Origin of the sequence: Streptomyces sp. NPDC056486, assembly GCF_042795295.1 — a bacterium.
Taxonomy (GTDB): domain Bacteria; phylum Actinomycetota; class Actinomycetes; order Streptomycetales; family Streptomycetaceae; genus Streptomyces.
In genome coordinates, this window is the sequence record NZ_JBHTSF010000196.1 from 1 (window position 1) to 15,011 (window position 15,011).

General features: G+C 68.4%; 16 protein-coding genes and 1 riboswitch. Of the genes, 13 read left to right on the top strand and 3 right to left on the bottom strand.

Features of this window, described 5'->3' with window-relative positions; all coding sequences use genetic code 11:
• The first annotated feature begins 96 nt into the window (after window positions 1-96).
• Window positions 97-762 (top strand): RDD family protein, encoded by a 666-nt coding sequence (locus ACFQ7F_RS40710; RefSeq protein WP_383282784.1) that lies wholly within the window; start codon window positions 97-99, stop codon window positions 760-762.
• Between the two features lie 74 nt (window positions 763-836).
• On the opposite strand, the gene ACFQ7F_RS40715 is transcribed toward ACFQ7F_RS40710, so the two are convergent.
• Entirely contained in the window at window positions 837-1,148 is a 312-nt protein-coding gene (locus tag ACFQ7F_RS40715) for a hypothetical protein (protein ID WP_383282826.1), read from the bottom strand.
• Window positions 1,149-1,624: 476 nt separating this feature from the next.
• Between ACFQ7F_RS40715 and ACFQ7F_RS40720 the strand changes: the two genes are divergently transcribed.
• Together ACFQ7F_RS40720 and ACFQ7F_RS40725 are read left to right on the top strand one after the other, a co-directional pair.
• On the top strand, window positions 1,625-4,039 hold the full coding sequence (locus ACFQ7F_RS40720) for an immune inhibitor A domain-containing protein (protein WP_383282787.1): 2,415 nt from the start codon (window positions 1,625-1,627) through the stop codon (window positions 4,037-4,039).
• Window positions 4,040-4,186: 147 nt separating this feature from the next.
• Complete coding sequence (locus tag ACFQ7F_RS40725) at window positions 4,187-4,540, top strand: hypothetical protein (protein ID WP_383282790.1); 354 nt, start codon at window positions 4,187-4,189, stop codon at window positions 4,538-4,540.
• A 108-nt stretch (window positions 4,541-4,648) separates the two neighbouring features.
• Here ACFQ7F_RS40725 and ACFQ7F_RS40730 read toward each other — a convergent pair whose 3' ends face one another.
• Window positions 4,649-5,233, bottom strand: coding sequence for a nicotinamidase (locus tag ACFQ7F_RS40730; protein WP_383282793.1), 585 nt, complete (start codon window positions 5,231-5,233; stop codon window positions 4,649-4,651).
• A gap of 186 nt (window positions 5,234-5,419) precedes the next feature.
• The gene (locus ACFQ7F_RS40735) at window positions 5,420-6,748 is read right to left on the bottom strand and encodes a nicotinate phosphoribosyltransferase (RefSeq protein WP_383282796.1); all 1,329 of its coding nucleotides are present in this window, start codon (window positions 6,746-6,748) and stop codon (window positions 5,420-5,422) included.
• A gap of 80 nt (window positions 6,749-6,828) precedes the next feature.
• On the opposite strand from ACFQ7F_RS40735, the gene clpS reads away from it, so the two are divergent.
• The 10 genes from clpS to ACFQ7F_RS40785 all read left to right on the top strand — a co-directional run bounded on the left by clpS (window position 6,829) and on the right by ACFQ7F_RS40785 (window position 14,920).
• Window positions 6,829-7,143, top strand: coding sequence for an ATP-dependent Clp protease adapter ClpS (clpS, locus tag ACFQ7F_RS40740; RefSeq protein ID WP_383282799.1), 315 nt, complete (start codon window positions 6,829-6,831; stop codon window positions 7,141-7,143).
• A gap of 11 nt (window positions 7,144-7,154) precedes the next feature.
• Complete coding sequence (locus ACFQ7F_RS40745; RefSeq protein WP_383282802.1) at window positions 7,155-7,751, top strand: DUF2017 domain-containing protein; 597 nt, start codon at window positions 7,155-7,157, stop codon at window positions 7,749-7,751.
• Window positions 7,752-8,141: 390 nt separating this feature from the next.
• Window positions 8,142-9,617, top strand: coding sequence for an amino acid permease (locus ACFQ7F_RS40750; RefSeq protein WP_383282805.1), 1,476 nt, complete (start codon window positions 8,142-8,144; stop codon window positions 9,615-9,617).
• Window positions 9,618-9,700: 83 nt separating this feature from the next.
• Window positions 9,701-10,123 (top strand): Mov34/MPN/PAD-1 family protein, encoded by a 423-nt coding sequence (locus tag ACFQ7F_RS40755; RefSeq protein WP_383282808.1) that lies wholly within the window; start codon window positions 9,701-9,703, stop codon window positions 10,121-10,123.
• Window positions 10,087-10,243: riboswitch (cobalamin riboswitch) on the top strand. (Overlaps the previous gene by 37 nt.)
• A gap of 43 nt (window positions 10,244-10,286) precedes the next feature.
• Entirely contained in the window at window positions 10,287-11,249 is a 963-nt protein-coding gene (locus ACFQ7F_RS40760; protein ID WP_383282811.1) for an ABC transporter substrate-binding protein, read from the top strand.
• A gap of 239 nt (window positions 11,250-11,488) precedes the next feature.
• Window positions 11,489-12,577, top strand: coding sequence for a FecCD family ABC transporter permease (locus ACFQ7F_RS40765; protein ID WP_383282814.1), 1,089 nt, complete (start codon window positions 11,489-11,491; stop codon window positions 12,575-12,577).
• Complete coding sequence (locus tag ACFQ7F_RS40770; RefSeq protein WP_383282817.1) at window positions 12,574-13,377, top strand: ABC transporter ATP-binding protein; 804 nt, start codon at window positions 12,574-12,576, stop codon at window positions 13,375-13,377. The genes ACFQ7F_RS40765 and ACFQ7F_RS40770 overlap by 4 nt, the downstream gene beginning before the upstream one ends.
• A gap of 69 nt (window positions 13,378-13,446) precedes the next feature.
• Window positions 13,447-13,548, top strand: a complete 102-nt coding sequence (locus tag ACFQ7F_RS40775; RefSeq protein ID WP_336605789.1) for a putative leader peptide — start codon at window positions 13,447-13,449, stop codon at window positions 13,546-13,548.
• A gap of 133 nt (window positions 13,549-13,681) precedes the next feature.
• Complete coding sequence (locus ACFQ7F_RS40780; RefSeq protein WP_383282820.1) at window positions 13,682-13,960, top strand: MoaD/ThiS family protein; 279 nt, start codon at window positions 13,682-13,684, stop codon at window positions 13,958-13,960.
• A 6-nt stretch (window positions 13,961-13,966) separates the two neighbouring features.
• Window positions 13,967-14,920 (top strand): PLP-dependent cysteine synthase family protein, encoded by a 954-nt coding sequence (locus tag ACFQ7F_RS40785; protein WP_383282823.1) that lies wholly within the window; start codon window positions 13,967-13,969, stop codon window positions 14,918-14,920.
• Window positions 14,921-15,011 lie beyond the last annotated feature (91 nt).

Here is a 15,011-nt window from a genome sequence, read left to right on the forward strand (position 1 = left end):
GAAAGATTTCAGCCCGTCCGGCGCTCGAGGACACCCCTTAACCCAGACAGCCGCTCGCCGGATGCGCCCCCGGCGCACTCGCGGTCGACTCAGCCCATGAGTACCGAACCGCCGCAATACCCGCCGCCCCCCGACGACAACGACCCCTTCAGGAAGCAGCCCCCGCAGGACAGCAGCGGCGGCTCTCCTTACAGCACGCCCCCGCAGGACGGCGGCGGCTCCCCGTACGGCACGCCCCCGCCACCCCCGCCGTACGGCGGAAGCGGCAGCGGAGGCGGAGATCCCTACGGCGGCGCCGGTGACCCCCTCGCCGGTATGCCGCCCCTGGCACCGAGCGGCAAGCGCGTACTCGCCCGCATCCTCGACATGATCATCATCGGCGTGATCGTCTGGCTGCTCTCCTGGGCCTTCGGCACGAGCGAGCTCGACGTCGACCCGGACGAGGTCCAGTACGGGAAGAGCTTCGGGCAGTCCCTGCTCGCCGCCGTGCTCTACATCGCGTACGACACCTTCATGATCTCCAAGACGGGCCAGACCCTGGGCAAGAAGTGGCTGGGGCTGAGGGTCGCGAACCTCAATGACGGGGCGACCCCCACCCTGCAGACCGCGCTCGTCCGCGCGGCCGTGCTCTGGCTGCCGTTCGCCTTCTGCTGCGCCTGCATCTGGACAGCGATCTGCGGCGGCTGGAGTTTCTTCGACAAGCCCTACAAGCAGGGCCTGCACGACAAGGCGGCCAAGACGGTGGTGGTCAGCACCGGCTGACGGCAAAGGGCACAGCTACCGCGGCGGCAACAGGTGCGGCAGCAGAAGCGGCAGAATCGGCGGGCTCGTGAACCTCACGGGCCCGCCGGCTCGCGTAGGGGCTCGGCAAGCACGGGAGCGGCGACCCGCTGTACCGGAACGCGCCCCTCGGCGGCCAGTGGGGCGGGAGCGGCCTCTGCGGCCGGCGCGGTATCCGCGGCCGGTGAGGCAGCGGGTTTCGGTTGGGGAACAGTCATTGCCACGAGTAATCCGAGGCCGAGCGCGGCGACGGCTATCACCGCGACTCCGACGCCCGAACTCGTCTGGGAGAGCAAGAGCATGGCGAGCGTCGAGAAAATGACCGTCAGCGTGCCGTAAGTGACCTGAGCAGGGGTCGGACGAGGCAGCGACATGGGACGAGGCATGGCGTAATCCGTCCTCGGGAATGCGGATGCGGGGATGATCGGACCCAATATGAAGCTGTAACGCGAATCAAAGGGTGCTCGGCTGCGGCGACTTGATATGTGCCGCCTCGCGCTGTGACGCACCGACGAATGACTCTAATCCGCTGCATGCCCGACGGGAACGGGCAGTAAGCGTGACCTAACCCACGGTGCGGTAGCACAGGGGGCGCACGGGTTCATGAGGTCCACCAAGTGGACGGTGTGACGCGCCTGTTGACCATGCGGACGGGCGGGCGCACGCGTTCGGATAGCGGACCTCCAGGTCTACATAGTGCACTTGGCCTGCTCAAGTCAAGGTCTGTCTTTTCTCCCGTATCTCCGGTCGAATGTCGTCACTTGTGACGCGTATCGCGCGCGGACCTCCTCCGACCGGGGCTCTCGGCCCGCCTTCGCGCGGACGCGGGGGAGGACAGCATCAAGTGACAGTCAGAAGACGGACGTTCAGAGCCACCGCGGCTGCCGTGGCGATGGCCGCGGCAGCCGCCACGTTCTCGGCAGCCACCGCATCGGCCGAGGACGGAGGGTCCACCGGGGCTCCCGCCATCGACCGGCAGGACCCGAGCAGGGCCAAGGCGCAGGTCGACCACGACCTCGACGGGCCCTTCAGCAAGCAGCAGGCGCAGCAGCGCAAGGCGGCCCTCCAGCAGGTCGTCAAGGGCGACGCCAAGGTGCAGAAGCGCGGCGGCTCCCAGGTCGTGAAGCTCGACGACAAGAAGTACGTCGAGCTTGGCCGGGAGAAGACCGACAAGATCTTCACGATCCTGGTGGAGTTCGGGGACAAGGTGGACGACACCACCATGTACGACCCCGACGGGGCGGACGGCCCCGAGGCGCCCGTCAAGAAGTACGGGGGCAAGCCGGGACCGGCGCACAACAAGATAGCCGAGCCGGACCGTGCGAAGGACAACAGCACGGCCTGGCAGAAGGACTACAACAAGAAGCACTTCCAGGACCTCTACTTCGGTGAGGGCAAGGACTCCAAGGGCAAGAAGAAGGAGTCCCTGAAGACCTACTACGAGAAGACCTCGTCCGGCCGTTACTCGGTCGACGGTGAGGTCTCCGACTGGGTCAAGGTCGACTACAACGAGGCCCGTTACGGCTCGAACTACTGCGGCGACACCAACTGCCCCAACGTCTGGGATGCGGTCAAGGACGGCGTGACCGCCTGGACCAAGGACCAGAAGGCCCAGGGCCGCACGGACGACCAGATCAAGGCCGACCTCGCCAAGTACGACCTCTGGGACCGCTACGACTTCGACGGCGACGGCAACTTCAACGAGCCGGACGGCTACATCGACCACTTCCAGCTCGTGCACGCGGGCGAGGACGAGTCGGCCGGTGGCGGCGCCGAGGGCGAGAACGCCCTCTGGGCGCACCGCTGGTACGCGTACGGCAACGACGCGGGCAACACGGGCCCCGGCAAGAACAAGGCGGGCGGCACGCAGATCGGCGACTCGGGCATCTGGGTCGGCGACTACACGATGCAGCCGGAGAACGGCGGCCTCGGCGTCTTCGCCCACGAGTACGGCCACGACCTGGGCCTGCCCGACCTGTACGACACCTCGGGCAAGGGCGAGAACTCGGTCGGCTTCTGGTCGCTGATGTCGGCAGGCTCCTGGCTCGGCACCGGCAAGAACGCCATCGGTGACCTGCCCGGCGACATGACCGCCTGGGACAAGTTCCAGCTGGGCTGGCTCGACTACGCGAAGGCCAAGGCCGCGACGACGTCCGAGCACAAGCTGGGCGTCTCGGAGTACAACACCAGGCACCGCCAGGCGCTCGTCGTCGACCTGCCGAAGAAGGCCGTCACCACCACGGTGACCAAGCCGACCGAGGGCTCCAAGCAGTGGTGGAGCGACCAGGGCGACGACCTCAAGAACACCCTGACGCGCTCGGTGGACCTGACCGGCAAGTCCAAGGCCGAGCTGTCCCTGGACGGTTGGTGGGACATCGAGGCCAACTACGACTACCTCTACACCGAGGTGTCGACGGACGGCGGCGCCAACTGGACGCCGGTGGACGGCACGGCTGACGGCAAGCCCATCCCGCGCGACGCCGGTGACAAGCCCGCGTTGACCGGTGCGTCGGGTGCGTACAAGAAGCTGGCGTTCCCGCTCGACGCGTACGCCGGCAAGAAGATCGACGTCCGGTTCCGGTACTCGACGGACGGCGGTGCGGGCGGCAAGGGCTTCACGGCCGACGCGCTCGCGGTCACCGCTGACGGCGCCAAGCTCTTCGAGGACGGCGCCGAGGGCGACGACAACGGCTGGACGGCGAAGGGCTTTTCGCGCATCGGTGAGTCCTTCACCAAGAAGTACGACCAGTACTACCTCGCCGAGAACCGGCAGTACGTGTCGTACGACAAGACCCTGAAGAACGGCCCGTACAACTTCGGCTTCTCCAAGTCCCGTCCGGACTGGGTGGAGCACTACGCGTACCAGACCGGCCTCATGGTCTGGCAGTGGGACACCTCGCAGAAGGACAACAACACCAGCGCCCACCCGGGCGAGGGTCTGATCCTTCCGGTGGACGCGCACGCCAAGCCGCTCAAGTGGGCGGACGGCACGCTGCTGCGGAACAAGATCCAGCCGTTCGACGCGCCCTTCAGCAAGTACGCGACGGACAAGTTCACGCTCCACAACGCGGACGTCGCGCTGAAGATCAAGTCCCAGAAGGGTGCCTCGGTCTTCGACGACCACAAGGGCACCTACTGGTACAAGGAGAACGGCACGGGAAGTGTCAAGGTCACTGACACCAACACCCAGATCAAGATCATCAAGCAGCCGAAGGATGGCTCCTCGATCACGGTCCAGGTGGGCCCCTCCAAGAAGTAATTAGCGTTTTCGCAGCTCAAGCCATGATCGGCCGTCGCCCTCTAGCGGGCGGCGGCCGATCGTGTTTAGGTGCGTCCTGTGGATTCCTTATTGACACGGGGCCCGGCCAGGGGTCCCGTGCGACGTCTCACGGGGGTGTGACCAGCCATGTCCGCAGGAGGTTTCAGCAAGCTGCCGAACGGCAGTGTGGTGGTGGCCTTGACCCTGCCGAGCCCGGCCATGGGCGGCGGCAATGTCCGGATGATCGTCCACGCGATGAACCGCGCCAGGGCGCTGACGCGCCTGCGGAATCTGGGCATGCGCGCCGTCTACCTGCGGGGCAACGCAGAGCCGCCCACGCCGGACGAGATCACGGCGGTGCTTCACCACCCGGACGGGCTGATATGGCGTACGGCGCCTGACGCTGCGGCTGAGCTCTGGCATCCCATAAGAGCCCTGAAGCGGCAGGCGCTCCAGGGCCAGAGACCCGGGCGGCCGGAGGCCAGCACCTCTGGCGTGTGATCTGTTCCTGCGGGCCCGGTGGGGGCTGATCGCGCCCGCGCGGCGAAGCCGCATGTGTCACAGCCCCGCGCCCCTTACGGGGCGCTGCCCTGCGCCCCGCACAGGGCGCTAGACGATCGGCTTGCCCGTCAGCTCCACCCCGGCTGCCCGCAGCTCCTCCAGGGCCCGCTCGGTCGTCTCCTTGGACACACCGGCGGTCAGGTCGAGCAGGATCGTCGTGCCGAACCCCTCCCGCACCGCGTCGAGGGCCGTGGCGCGCACGCAGTGGTCCGTGGCGATCCCCACCACGTCCAGATCGGTGATCTTCCGGGCCCGCAGCCAGTCCGCCAGCGTGACGCCGTTCTCGTCGGCCCCCTCGAACCCGCTGTAGGCGGCCGAGTGGGCCCCCTTGTCGAAGACCGCCTCGATCGCACCGGACGCGACGACCGGCGCGAAGTTCGGGTGGAACCCGCCCCCCTCCGTGCCCGCCACGCAGTGCGGGGGCCAGGAGTGCACGTAGTCCGGCTGGTCAGAGAAGTGGTCGCCCGGATCGATGTGGTGATCGCGGGTGGCCACCACGTGCCGGTAGCCCGCGGGCGCCTGCCCGATCAGCTCGGTGATCGCGGCGGCCACATCAGCTCCCCCGTTGACCGCGAGGCTGCCGCCCTCGCAGAAGTCGTTCTGCACATCGACGACGATCAGGGCGCGGCGCATCGGGTGTCCTTCGGCTCGGCAAAGACTCGTAGGTGTGGGGGGCTCGGCCGGATGACCCGAGAGTAGAGACTTCGAACGCATTGCGGGAGTGGGCGTTCGAACGCCCCGCTCCGCGCTCCGGCGCACAATCGGACGTATCCGCGGCGTCGGACACATTCGGCCAGGTCAGGCGCATTCCGTGTCGGGTCAGACGTATTCCGTCGGGATGACGGCCTCGCCCTTGGAGAGCTGTGTGGCCGACAGCGGAAGCCGCTCCCGCGCCGCCGCGTGCCGGTCGCGCACGGTGTCGAGCGGCTCACGCGCCACCACCTCACCGCCCTTGACCAGCTCGACGAGGAGCTGGTGGTCGGCGAGCTCCGCCGGCACGGCGCCCGTGCCGATCACCTCGGCCTCGGCGACCCCGTGCTCGTCCGGCCGCCGCGCGGCCCACTTGCGGCCGCCCACGGAGGACTTCGCGCCGAGCGACTTCTTGGCCACCGGCTCAAGGGGAGCCTTCGGGTCCGCCGAGTGGGCGCGGGCCACCAGCTTGTAGACCATCGAACAGGTCGGGTGCCCGGACCCGGTGACGAGCTGCGTGCCCACGCCGTACGCGTCCACGGGCGCCGCCGCGAGCGAGGCGATGGCGTACTCGTCGAGGTCGGAGGTCACGACGATCTTCGTCTTCGTGGCGCCGAGTTCGTCCAGCTGGTCGCGCACCCGGTGTGCGACCAGGAGCAGGTCACCGGAGTCGATGCGCACGGCACCGAGCTCGGGCCCGGCGACCTCGACGGCGGTGCGGACGGCCTGGGTCACGTCGTACGTGTCGACGAGCAGGGTCGTGCCGGGGCCGAGCGAGTCGACCTGGGCGCGGAAGGCGTCGCGTTCGTTGTCGTGAAGCAGGGTGAAGGCGTGGGCCGACGTGCCGACCGTGGGGATGTCGTAGCGGAACCCTGCCGCCAGGTCGGACGTGGTGGTGAAGCCGCCGACGTACGCGGCGCGCGATGCGGCGACGGCCGCCAGCTCGTGCGTACGCCGTGCGCCCATCTCGATCAGCGGGCGCTCCCCGGCGGCCGATGCCATCCGGGAGGCTGCGGCCGCGATCGCCGAGTCGTGGTTGAGGATGGAGAGGATCACCGTCTCCAGGAGCACGCACTCCGCGAAGGAGCCCTCGACGCGCAGGATGGGCGAGCCCGGGAAGTAGACCTCGCCCTCCGGGTAGCCCCAGATGTCGCCGCTGAAGCGGTAGGCCGCGAGCCACTCCAGGGTCGCCTCGTCGACGACCTGACGCTCGCGCAGGAATCCGATGACGTCGGCGTCGAAGCGGAAGTTCTCGACGGCGTCCAGGACCCGGCCGGTTCCGGCCACCACTCCATAGCGGCGCCCCTCGGGCAGTCTGCGCGTGAAGGCCTCGAAGACGGAGCGCCGATCGGCGGTGCCGGCCTTCAGCGCGGCCTGCAGCATCGTGAGCTCGTAGTGATCCGTGAAGAGCGCGGTCGACGGAACATCCACCGGCAGCCCAAGGTCCGCTGTGTTCATACGAAGGATGCTACCCCGCATCTCGTCACTCTGACGATTTCCTGAGCCCATTTGTGCGAGGCCCCCCTGCGAGTGGCAGCATGGGACAAGTGAGTACGGCTCCCGCAGAGATCACCCGCCCGGAATCGGACGAAGAAACCTTCGCCGTCCCGGAGCCGGATGTCCCATGGATCACGCTCGTCCATAACGACCCGGTCAACTTGATGAGTTACGTGGCCTATGTGTTCCAGTCCTACTTCGGGTACTCGAAGGAGAAGGCCACGAAGCTGATGATGGACGTGCACCAGAAGGGCCGAGCCGTCGTCTCCACCGGCTCCCGCGAGGAGATGGAGCGCGACGTACAGGCCATGCACGGGTACGGACTTTGGGCCACCCTCCAGCAGGACCGGAAGTAGCGACGCATCTGATGCCAGGACAATTCGAAGCCATCCCCGGGGGCGGCGCCGCCGTCGCGCTCGACGAGGTCGAGATCTCGATCATCCGCTCCCTCGCCGTGCAGCTCCTGGAGCTGATCGGCCCGGGCCCGGCCGAGGACGCCTCCGACGACCCCCTCGCGGAGCTGTTCGCGGAGGGCCCGAGCGAGCCGCCCACCGACCCGGTTCTCCAGCGGCTCCTGCCGGACGCCTACGGAGGTCCCGGCAGCGAGAAGGCCGATGAGGACGAACTGCGCGCGTACTCGTCGGAGTTCAGGCGCTTCACCGAGAACGACCTGCGGGCCAAGAAGCGCGACGACGCACTGGTGGTGATCCGCTCCCTCGACGCCATGACGTCGAAGGGTGAGGGCGGCGCCGTACTGAAGCTGTCCACCGACGAGTCGCAGCACTGGCTCGGCGCGCTCAACGACCTGCGCCTCGCGATCGGCGCCCGCCTCGAAGTGACCGACGAGGACGACACGGACCTGCTCTTCCAGCTGCCGGACTCCGATCCGCGCAAGCCGATGGTGATGGCGTATCTCTGGCTCGGCGGCCTGCAGGAGACGCTGGTGGGCACGCTCATCGGTTAGGCCATCGGTTGGGCCATCAGCCAGGCCATCGGTCAGCTCATCGACTTGGTCACACCCGCAAAGTCGGTGTATGTAGCAGCGGTTACCCCTCGTTCGCTCAGCGGACGCTCAAATCCGGATAACGATCGCGTCACTTCACTGCCCACCTTTGACGCGGTGGGGGAATTTTGTCCGCTTCTTCTCGTGACGTGAGCCACACGTGGCCGGGCCGATCACTGTTGCGACCGTGATAAATCTTCACGACCACTCGGTGACGCCACCCATGTCACGGGGTGGCGCTCGGGCCGGCAGACCGCCGGTAGCACTCCATCCATATCCGGGGGGATCAGGACCTGACCCGTGGCCATACGCAGACTGCGGGCACGGATCAGCGTGGAGAAAGGCGTCACCATGACCTCAGCGCAGGTCGAAGAGCATCACGACGGCAATGAGGCCGACGGCACGGGCGGTTCGCCCGGCTCGTCAGGCGAGGGTTATCAGCGCGGGCTAGGTGCCCGGCAGATCCAGATGATCGCGATCGGCGGTGCCATCGGCACCGGCCTGTTCCTCGGCGCGGGCAAGGCCATTCACAAGGCCGGTCCGAGCCTCATCCTGGCGTACGCCATCGCCGGCCTCGTCATCTTCTTCATCATGCGGGCCCTGGGCGAGCTGCTCATGTACCGCGCCGTGTCGGGCTCCTTCTCGGAGTACGCGCGTGAATTCATCGGCCCGTTCTTCGGGTACGTGACCGGCTGGACGTACTGGCTCTTCTGGGTCGTCACCGGCATCACAGAAGTAACGGCAGCGGCCCAGTACATGCAGTACTGGACACACGACTCCATTCCACAATGGGGTTACGCGCTGATCTTCACGGTCATCCTGTACGGCGCCAACCTGATCTCCGTGAAGCTCTTCGGTGAGCTCGAGTTCTGGTTCTCGATGGTCAAGGTCACCGCGATCATCGGCATGATCCTGATCTGCGCCGGCATCCTCACCATCGGCTTCTCCGACGCCGGTGACACCGCATCCGTCTCCCACCTGTGGGACCAGGGCGGCTTCTTCCCCAACGGCATCGGCTCCACGCTGATGACGCTGCAGATCGTGATGTTCGCCTTCCTCGCCGTCGAGCTCGTCGGCGTCACCGCGGGCGAGTCCAAGGACCCCAAGACCGTCCTGCCCAAGGCCATCAACACCGTGCCGTGGCGCATCGCCGTCTTCTACGTCGGCGCGCTCATCATGATCCTCTCGGTCGTGCCGTGGACGGAGTTCGTGCCGGGCGTCTCGCCGTTCGTCGCCGCCTTCGACAAGATGGGCCTCGGCGTCGGCGCTGCGATCGTCAACTTCGTCGTCCTGACGGCCGCGCTCTCCTCCTGCAACTCCGGCATGTACTCCACCGGCCGCATGCTGCGCGACCTGGCGATGAACGGCCAGGGCCCGAAGTTCTTCACCAAGCTCACGAAGAACGGCCTGCCCCTGGTCGGCACGACCTTCTCCGCCGCGCTGATGCTGGTCGGCGTCTGGATCAACTACCAGTGGCCGGGCGAGGCGTTCAACTACGTCGTCTCCTTCGCGACCATCTCCGGCATGTGGGCCTGGATCATGATCCTGGTCTGCCAGATCAAGTACCGCCGCAAGGCCGACCGCGGCGAGCTGCCGCAGTCCACCTTCCGGGCGCCGGGCGCCCCGTACACGAGCTGGTTCGCGCTCGCCTTCATCGCGATGGTGATCGTGATGATGGGCGTCGACAAGGACGCGCGGATCTCGCTCTACGCGGCCCCCGTCTGGGCCCTGATCCTGGGCGTCGGCTACCTGATCATGCAGAAGCGCAACGACTCGCAGTCGACGGGCGGCGGCGAGGCCGAGCCGCAGGACACGGTGAAGAAGTAGCGCCGTAACGCCTGATCCCAGCATGTGGGCCTGTCCGTACCACTCTTCGGTACGGACAGGCCCTTCTGTTTATCCTGGCTGCCATGCTGACCCTCACCCAGGCCCTTCACGACCAGATCGTCGCGCACGCGCGCCAGGACCACCCCGACGAGGCCTGCGGTGTGGTCGCGGGCCCGGAGGGCACCGGCCGCCCCGAGCGCTTCATCCCGATGCTGAACGCGGCCCGCTCGCCCACGTTCTACGAGTTCGACTCGACCGACCTCCTCAAGCTCTACCGCGAGATGGACGACCGCGACGAGGAGCCGGTGATCGTCTACCACTCGCACACGGCGACCGAGGCGTACCCCTCGCGCACGGACATCACGTACGCCAACGAACCGGGCGCCCACTACGTCCTGGTCTCCACGGCCGACGCCGACGACGCGGGCGACTTCCAGTTCCGCTCCTACCGGATCGTGGACGGCGAGGTCACCGAAGAAGAGGTGAAGGTCGTCCAGGCATACTGAGCTCACCTTTGAGGCGGCAGGACCCAGGAAGCCGGTGCGAATCCGGCACGGTCCCGCCACTGTGACCCCACCCTTCGCGGGCGGGGCAGTCAGGAACTGACCTGCCGCCTTCTTCTCCCACGACGCAGGGGACGCGGAATCCCCTGGAGGAGGCAGCTCAGCCATGTCCCGCCCCATACGCCTGCTCGCGGCCACCGCCCTGCTCGTCCCGCTCGCCGCCTGCTCGTCCGCCGCGGACTCCGCTTCGGACAAGCCCGCCGCGACGGCAGCAGGCTTCCCGTACACGGTCACGAACTGCGGCGTGAAGACGACGTACGACGCACCGCCGAAGCGCGCCGTGACGATGAACCAGCACGCGACGGAAGTGATGCTGGAGCTGGGCCTGAAGGACCACCTGGCCGGAACGGCGTACCTGGACGACAAGGTCCTGCCGAAGTACGCGAAGGCGTACGCGGACATCCCGGTCCTGGCCAAGGAGTACCCCTCGTACGAGAAGCTCCTGGCCTCCGACCCCGACTTCGTCTACGGCGGCTACGCGAGCGCCTTCCTGGCGGGCGAGGGCCGCAGCCGCGCGGCCCTGGCGAAGTCCGGCATCGAGAGCCGCCTGGACGTCGAGGCCTGCGCGAAGCGGGCGGTATCGATGGACGACGTCTACCGCGAGGTGCGGGAGGTCGGTTCCACCTTCGGGGTACGGGCGCGCGCCGACCGGTGGGTGAGCGGCGCCGAACGCGAACTGACCGCCGCGGCGAAGAAGTCGAAGGACCGCGAGCCCGTCCCTGTCTTCGTCTACGACAGCGGCGACAAGACCGCGTTCACGGCGGGCGGCCGGGGCATCGGCAACGACATCATCGAACGGGCGGGCGGCCGCAACGTCTTCGCCGACCTGGACAAGTCCTTCGGCGACGCGTCCTGGGAATCGGTGGTCGACCGCAAGCCCGAGACGATCGTGATCCTCGACTACGGCGGCACGACGGTCGCCCAGAAGAAGAAGCGCCTCCTGGACGACCCGGTCCTGGCAGACGTCCCCGCCATCAAGCACAAGCGCTTCGCGGTCCTGCCGCTTTCGGACGCGGTGGTGGGGGTACGGGCACCGGCGGCGGTGAGCAAGCTGGCGGACCAGCTGTGAAGAGGCTTTTCCAGCCGGGCGCCCGATCGCTCGGGCTCGCGCGGAGACGATTCCAGCCCACCAGGCGACAACTCGACCCGGCTCCGGCACCCACCCACCCCGCGCCATCACCCACCCACCCCGCCCCGGCATCTACTCAGCCCGTCCGGCGTTTGAGGACGAACTCGGCGAAGCCGGTGATCGACGGCAACCAGTCCGGGGGCCCGGGGGCGGAGCCTCCCCACGCGGCGGAGCCGCAAATGTCACAGCCGGGAAGGGGCGGGATTGGGGAGAGCCCCGCCAGGGCCGCACGGACCCGCAGACGACTGGGCTACGCGACAGTCGTCGCGGCACTCTGCACCGCCCTCGCGGTCGCGATCGTCGCAGGCCTCGCCCTGGGCTCCGTCCGGATCCCGGCGCCCGAGGTCCTGGAAATCCTCACGGGGAGGGCAGACCCCTCCCCGTTCCGTACGATCGTCCTGGACGTAAGACTCCCCAGGGTCCTGCTCGGCGCAGCCGTAGGCGCGGGCCTGGCAGTCATCGGCACAGTCCTCCAGGCCCTGGTGAGAAACCCCCTGGCCGACCCCTTCCTCCTCGGCGTCTCGTCCGGCGCCTCCGCAGGAGCCGTCGCCGTCATCGTCCTCGGCAGCGCCTTCGGCGTGGGCGCGGGCCTGGCCACCACCGTCACCATCCCGGCCGCCGCCTTCGCGGGCGCCCTGCTCTCCCTGCTCGTCGTCTACACCCTGGCGAGGTCGGGAGGCGGCGGCTTCGCCACGGGCCGCCTGATTCTGGCGGGCGTGGCCGTCTCGTACATCCTCTCGGCCCTGACCAGCCTGATCCTGATCATGGCGGACAGCGCGGACCACCTGAAGGAAGTCCTGTACTGGACGCTCGGCGGCCTCGGCAGCGCCCGCTGGGACATGCTCGCCCTGCCCGGCGCCGCCCTGATCGCGGGCACGGCGCTGCTCGTGGCCCTGGCCCGCCCCCTGGACCTGCTCCTGGTCGGGGAGGAGGGCGCCACCGTCCTCGGCCTGGACACGGCCCGCTTCCGCGCCGCCGTCTTCGTCCTCGCCTCGCTCCTGACCGGCGTACTCGTCGCCTACAGCGGAGCCATCGGCTTCGTCGGTCTGATGGTGCCGCACGCGGCCCGGATGCTGGTCGGCGCCGCACACCGGGCGCTCCTGCCGGTGGTGGCCCTGATGGGCGCGGTGTTCCTGGTGACCGCCGACCTCGCGGCGCGCACGGTCGCGGCCCCGCAGGACATCCCGGTGGGCGTCCTGACGGCGCTGACGGGCGGCCCGTTCTTCCTCTGGATGCTGCGAAGGAACCGTACGGAGGCAACCGCATGAGCAACCCTGCTGTGCTGCGCACGGAGTCCCTCACCTACCAGGTAGCTGAGAAGACCCTCGTGAGCGACGTCACCCTGCACGCCGCCCAAGGCGAGACCATCGGCCTCGTAGGCCCCAACGGCAGCGGCAAGACCACCCTCCTGCGCTGCGTCTACGGCACGCTCACCCCCACCACAGGGCGCGTACTCCTGGACGGCGACGACCTCGCGGCCCGCTCGGCCAAGGACCGCGCCCGCCGTATCGCCACCGTCCCGCAGGACGGCCACACCGGCTTCGAGCTCACCGTCCGGCAGATCGTCGCCATGGGCCGCTCCCCGCACAAACGCTTCTGGGAGGCGGACACCGCGCGGGACGCCGTCCTGGTCGGCGACGCCCTAGAACGGGTCGGCGCGGCAGACCTCGCGCACCGCACCTTCGCCGGACTCTCCGGCGGCGAGCGCCAGCGCGCGCTCGTGGCGAGGGCCCTTGTGCAGGAACCGGCGATCCTCGTGCTCGACGAGCCCACCAACCACCTGGACATCCGCTACCAACTGGAGATCCTCTCCCTGGTCCGTGATCTCGGCACGACGAATCTCCTGGCCCTGCACGACCTCAATCTGGCGGCGTACTACTGCGATCGTCTGTACGTGCTCGACGCCGGCCGCCTCGTCGCCTCAGGACCGCCGAAAGAGGTCCTGACCAGCGAACTCCTCGCCGAGGTGTACGGAGTGACGGCGGAGGTGGCGGTGCATCCGGCTACGGGCGCCCCGACGGTCACCTACCTGCCCCCGACCGCCTCTGAGCTCCCCTCATCCACGTGATGGACGCAATCCGTCCACCATCCGAGATCACAGCCCAGAACCCGGACCGGGAATCGATACGATGACCGCATGGTTCCCCACGACGTGAGCGACAAGATGCCGGGCATGCTGCTCGTTGCGCGCCTGCACGTCGATTTGTGCAGGCTTTCCAGCGCGATCTGTTCGCGCTGACAGCCGCCGCCGTACGGCCGTGAGCCGCGGCGTCACCTCCGCGTAACGCGTTACGCACCCGCACTTACGCACTCGCACGACCGGGCCGCCGCGCGCCCACCCACGTGACTTCTCCCGACAGGAGCCCCCAGCCATGGCCATCGAGGTCCGCATCCCGACCATCCTCCGCACCTACACCGACGGCGCCAAGGCCGTCGAGGGCAGCGGGGACACCCTCGCCGAGCTCTTCACCGACCTCGACTCGCGGCACGCGGGCATCGCCGAGCGCATTGTGGACGACGGCAAGCTGCGCCGCTTCGTGAACGTGTACCTGAACGACGAGGACGTCCGCTTCCTGGACGGCATCACCACCAAGCTCACGGACGGCGACAGCGTCACGATCCTCCCGGCTGTGGCCGGCGGCATGGTCTGATCGCGGATGCCTCGCTACGACTCCCCGCTGGCGGCCGTGGGCAACACGCCCCTCGTCCGCCTGCCGCGCCTTTCCCCCTCCGACGACGTCCGCATCTGGGCGAAGCTGGAGGACCGGAACCCGACCGGTTCCATCAAGGACCGCCCGGCGCTGCACATGGTCGAACAGGCGGAGAAGGACGGGCGGTTGACGCCCGGCTGCACGATCCTGGAGCCGACGTCCGGCAATACGGGCATCTCGCTCGCGATGGCGGCCAAGCTCAAGGGCTACCGCATCGTCTGCGTCATGCCGGAGAACACCTCGCAGGAGCGGCGTGAGCTCCTCGCCATGTGGGGCGCGGAGATCATCCCGTCCCCGGCGGCAGGCGGCTCCAACACGGCGGTACGCGTCGCCAAGGAGCTTGCGGCCGAGCACCCGGACTGGGTGATGCTCTACCAGTACGGAAACCCGGACAACGCGGGCGCGCACTACGCGACGACCGGCCCGGAGATCCTCTCCGACCTCCCTTCCGTCACCCACTTCGTGGCGGGCCTCGGCACGACGGGCACGCTGATGGGCGTGGGCCGCTTCCTGCGCGAGCAGAAGCCGGACATCAAGATCGTCGCGGCGGAGCCCCGTTACGACGACCTCGTGTACGGCCTGCGGAACCTGGACGAGGGCTTCGTCCCGGAGCTGTACGACGCGTCGGTCCTGACGACCCGCTTCTCCGTCGGCTCGGCGGACGCGGTGACGCGGACCCGTGAGCTCCTCCAGCAGGAGGGGATCTTCGCCGGGGTCTCCACCGGGGCCGCGCTGCACGCGGCGATCGGCGTGGGCAAGAAGGCGGTGGCCGCGGGGGAGTCCGCCGACATCGTCTTCGTGGTGGCCGACGGCGGCTGGAAGTACCTGTCGACCGGCGTCTACACCGCGACCACGACCGAAGCGGCGATCGAGACGCTGCAGGGTCAGCTGTGGGCTTAGGCGCCCGGCGCACCACATCACACCGCACCGGATGATCACCGGCTCCGCCGAGTTGATCCTCAAACGCCGGACGGGCTGAATTCATTCAGCC

Excerpts from the sequence above, each read along its gene's own strand:
- ACFQ7F_RS40725 (WP_383282790.1), top strand. The coding sequence starts at position 4,187 with ATGTCCGCAGGAGGTTTCAGCAAGCTGCCGAACGGCAGTGTGGTGGTG.
- ACFQ7F_RS40770 (WP_383282817.1), top strand. The coding sequence starts at position 12,574 with ATGAGCAACCCTGCTGTGCTGCGCACGGAGTCCCTCACCTACCAGGTA.
- ACFQ7F_RS40710 (WP_383282784.1), top strand. The coding sequence starts at position 97 with ATGAGTACCGAACCGCCGCAATACCCGCCGCCCCCCGACGACAACGAC.
- ACFQ7F_RS40780 (WP_383282820.1), top strand. The coding sequence starts at position 13,682 with ATGGCCATCGAGGTCCGCATCCCGACCATCCTCCGCACCTACACCGAC.
- ACFQ7F_RS40760 (WP_383282811.1), top strand. The coding sequence starts at position 10,287 with ATGTCCCGCCCCATACGCCTGCTCGCGGCCACCGCCCTGCTCGTCCCG.
- ACFQ7F_RS40730 (WP_383282793.1), bottom strand. The coding sequence starts at position 5,233 with ATGCGCCGCGCCCTGATCGTCGTCGATGTGCAGAACGACTTCTGCGAG.
- ACFQ7F_RS40785 (WP_383282823.1), top strand. The coding sequence starts at position 13,967 with ATGCCTCGCTACGACTCCCCGCTGGCGGCCGTGGGCAACACGCCCCTC.
- ACFQ7F_RS40745 (WP_383282802.1), top strand. The coding sequence starts at position 7,155 with ATGCCAGGACAATTCGAAGCCATCCCCGGGGGCGGCGCCGCCGTCGCG.
- clpS (WP_383282799.1), top strand. The coding sequence starts at position 6,829 with ATGGGACAAGTGAGTACGGCTCCCGCAGAGATCACCCGCCCGGAATCG.
- ACFQ7F_RS40775 (WP_336605789.1), top strand. The coding sequence starts at position 13,447 with ATGGTTCCCCACGACGTGAGCGACAAGATGCCGGGCATGCTGCTCGTT.
- ACFQ7F_RS40750 (WP_383282805.1), top strand. The coding sequence starts at position 8,142 with ATGACCTCAGCGCAGGTCGAAGAGCATCACGACGGCAATGAGGCCGAC.
- ACFQ7F_RS40735 (WP_383282796.1), bottom strand. The coding sequence starts at position 6,748 with ATGAACACAGCGGACCTTGGGCTGCCGGTGGATGTTCCGTCGACCGCG.
- ACFQ7F_RS40765 (WP_383282814.1), top strand. The coding sequence starts at position 11,489 with ATGTCACAGCCGGGAAGGGGCGGGATTGGGGAGAGCCCCGCCAGGGCC.
- ACFQ7F_RS40755 (WP_383282808.1), top strand. The coding sequence starts at position 9,701 with ATGCTGACCCTCACCCAGGCCCTTCACGACCAGATCGTCGCGCACGCG.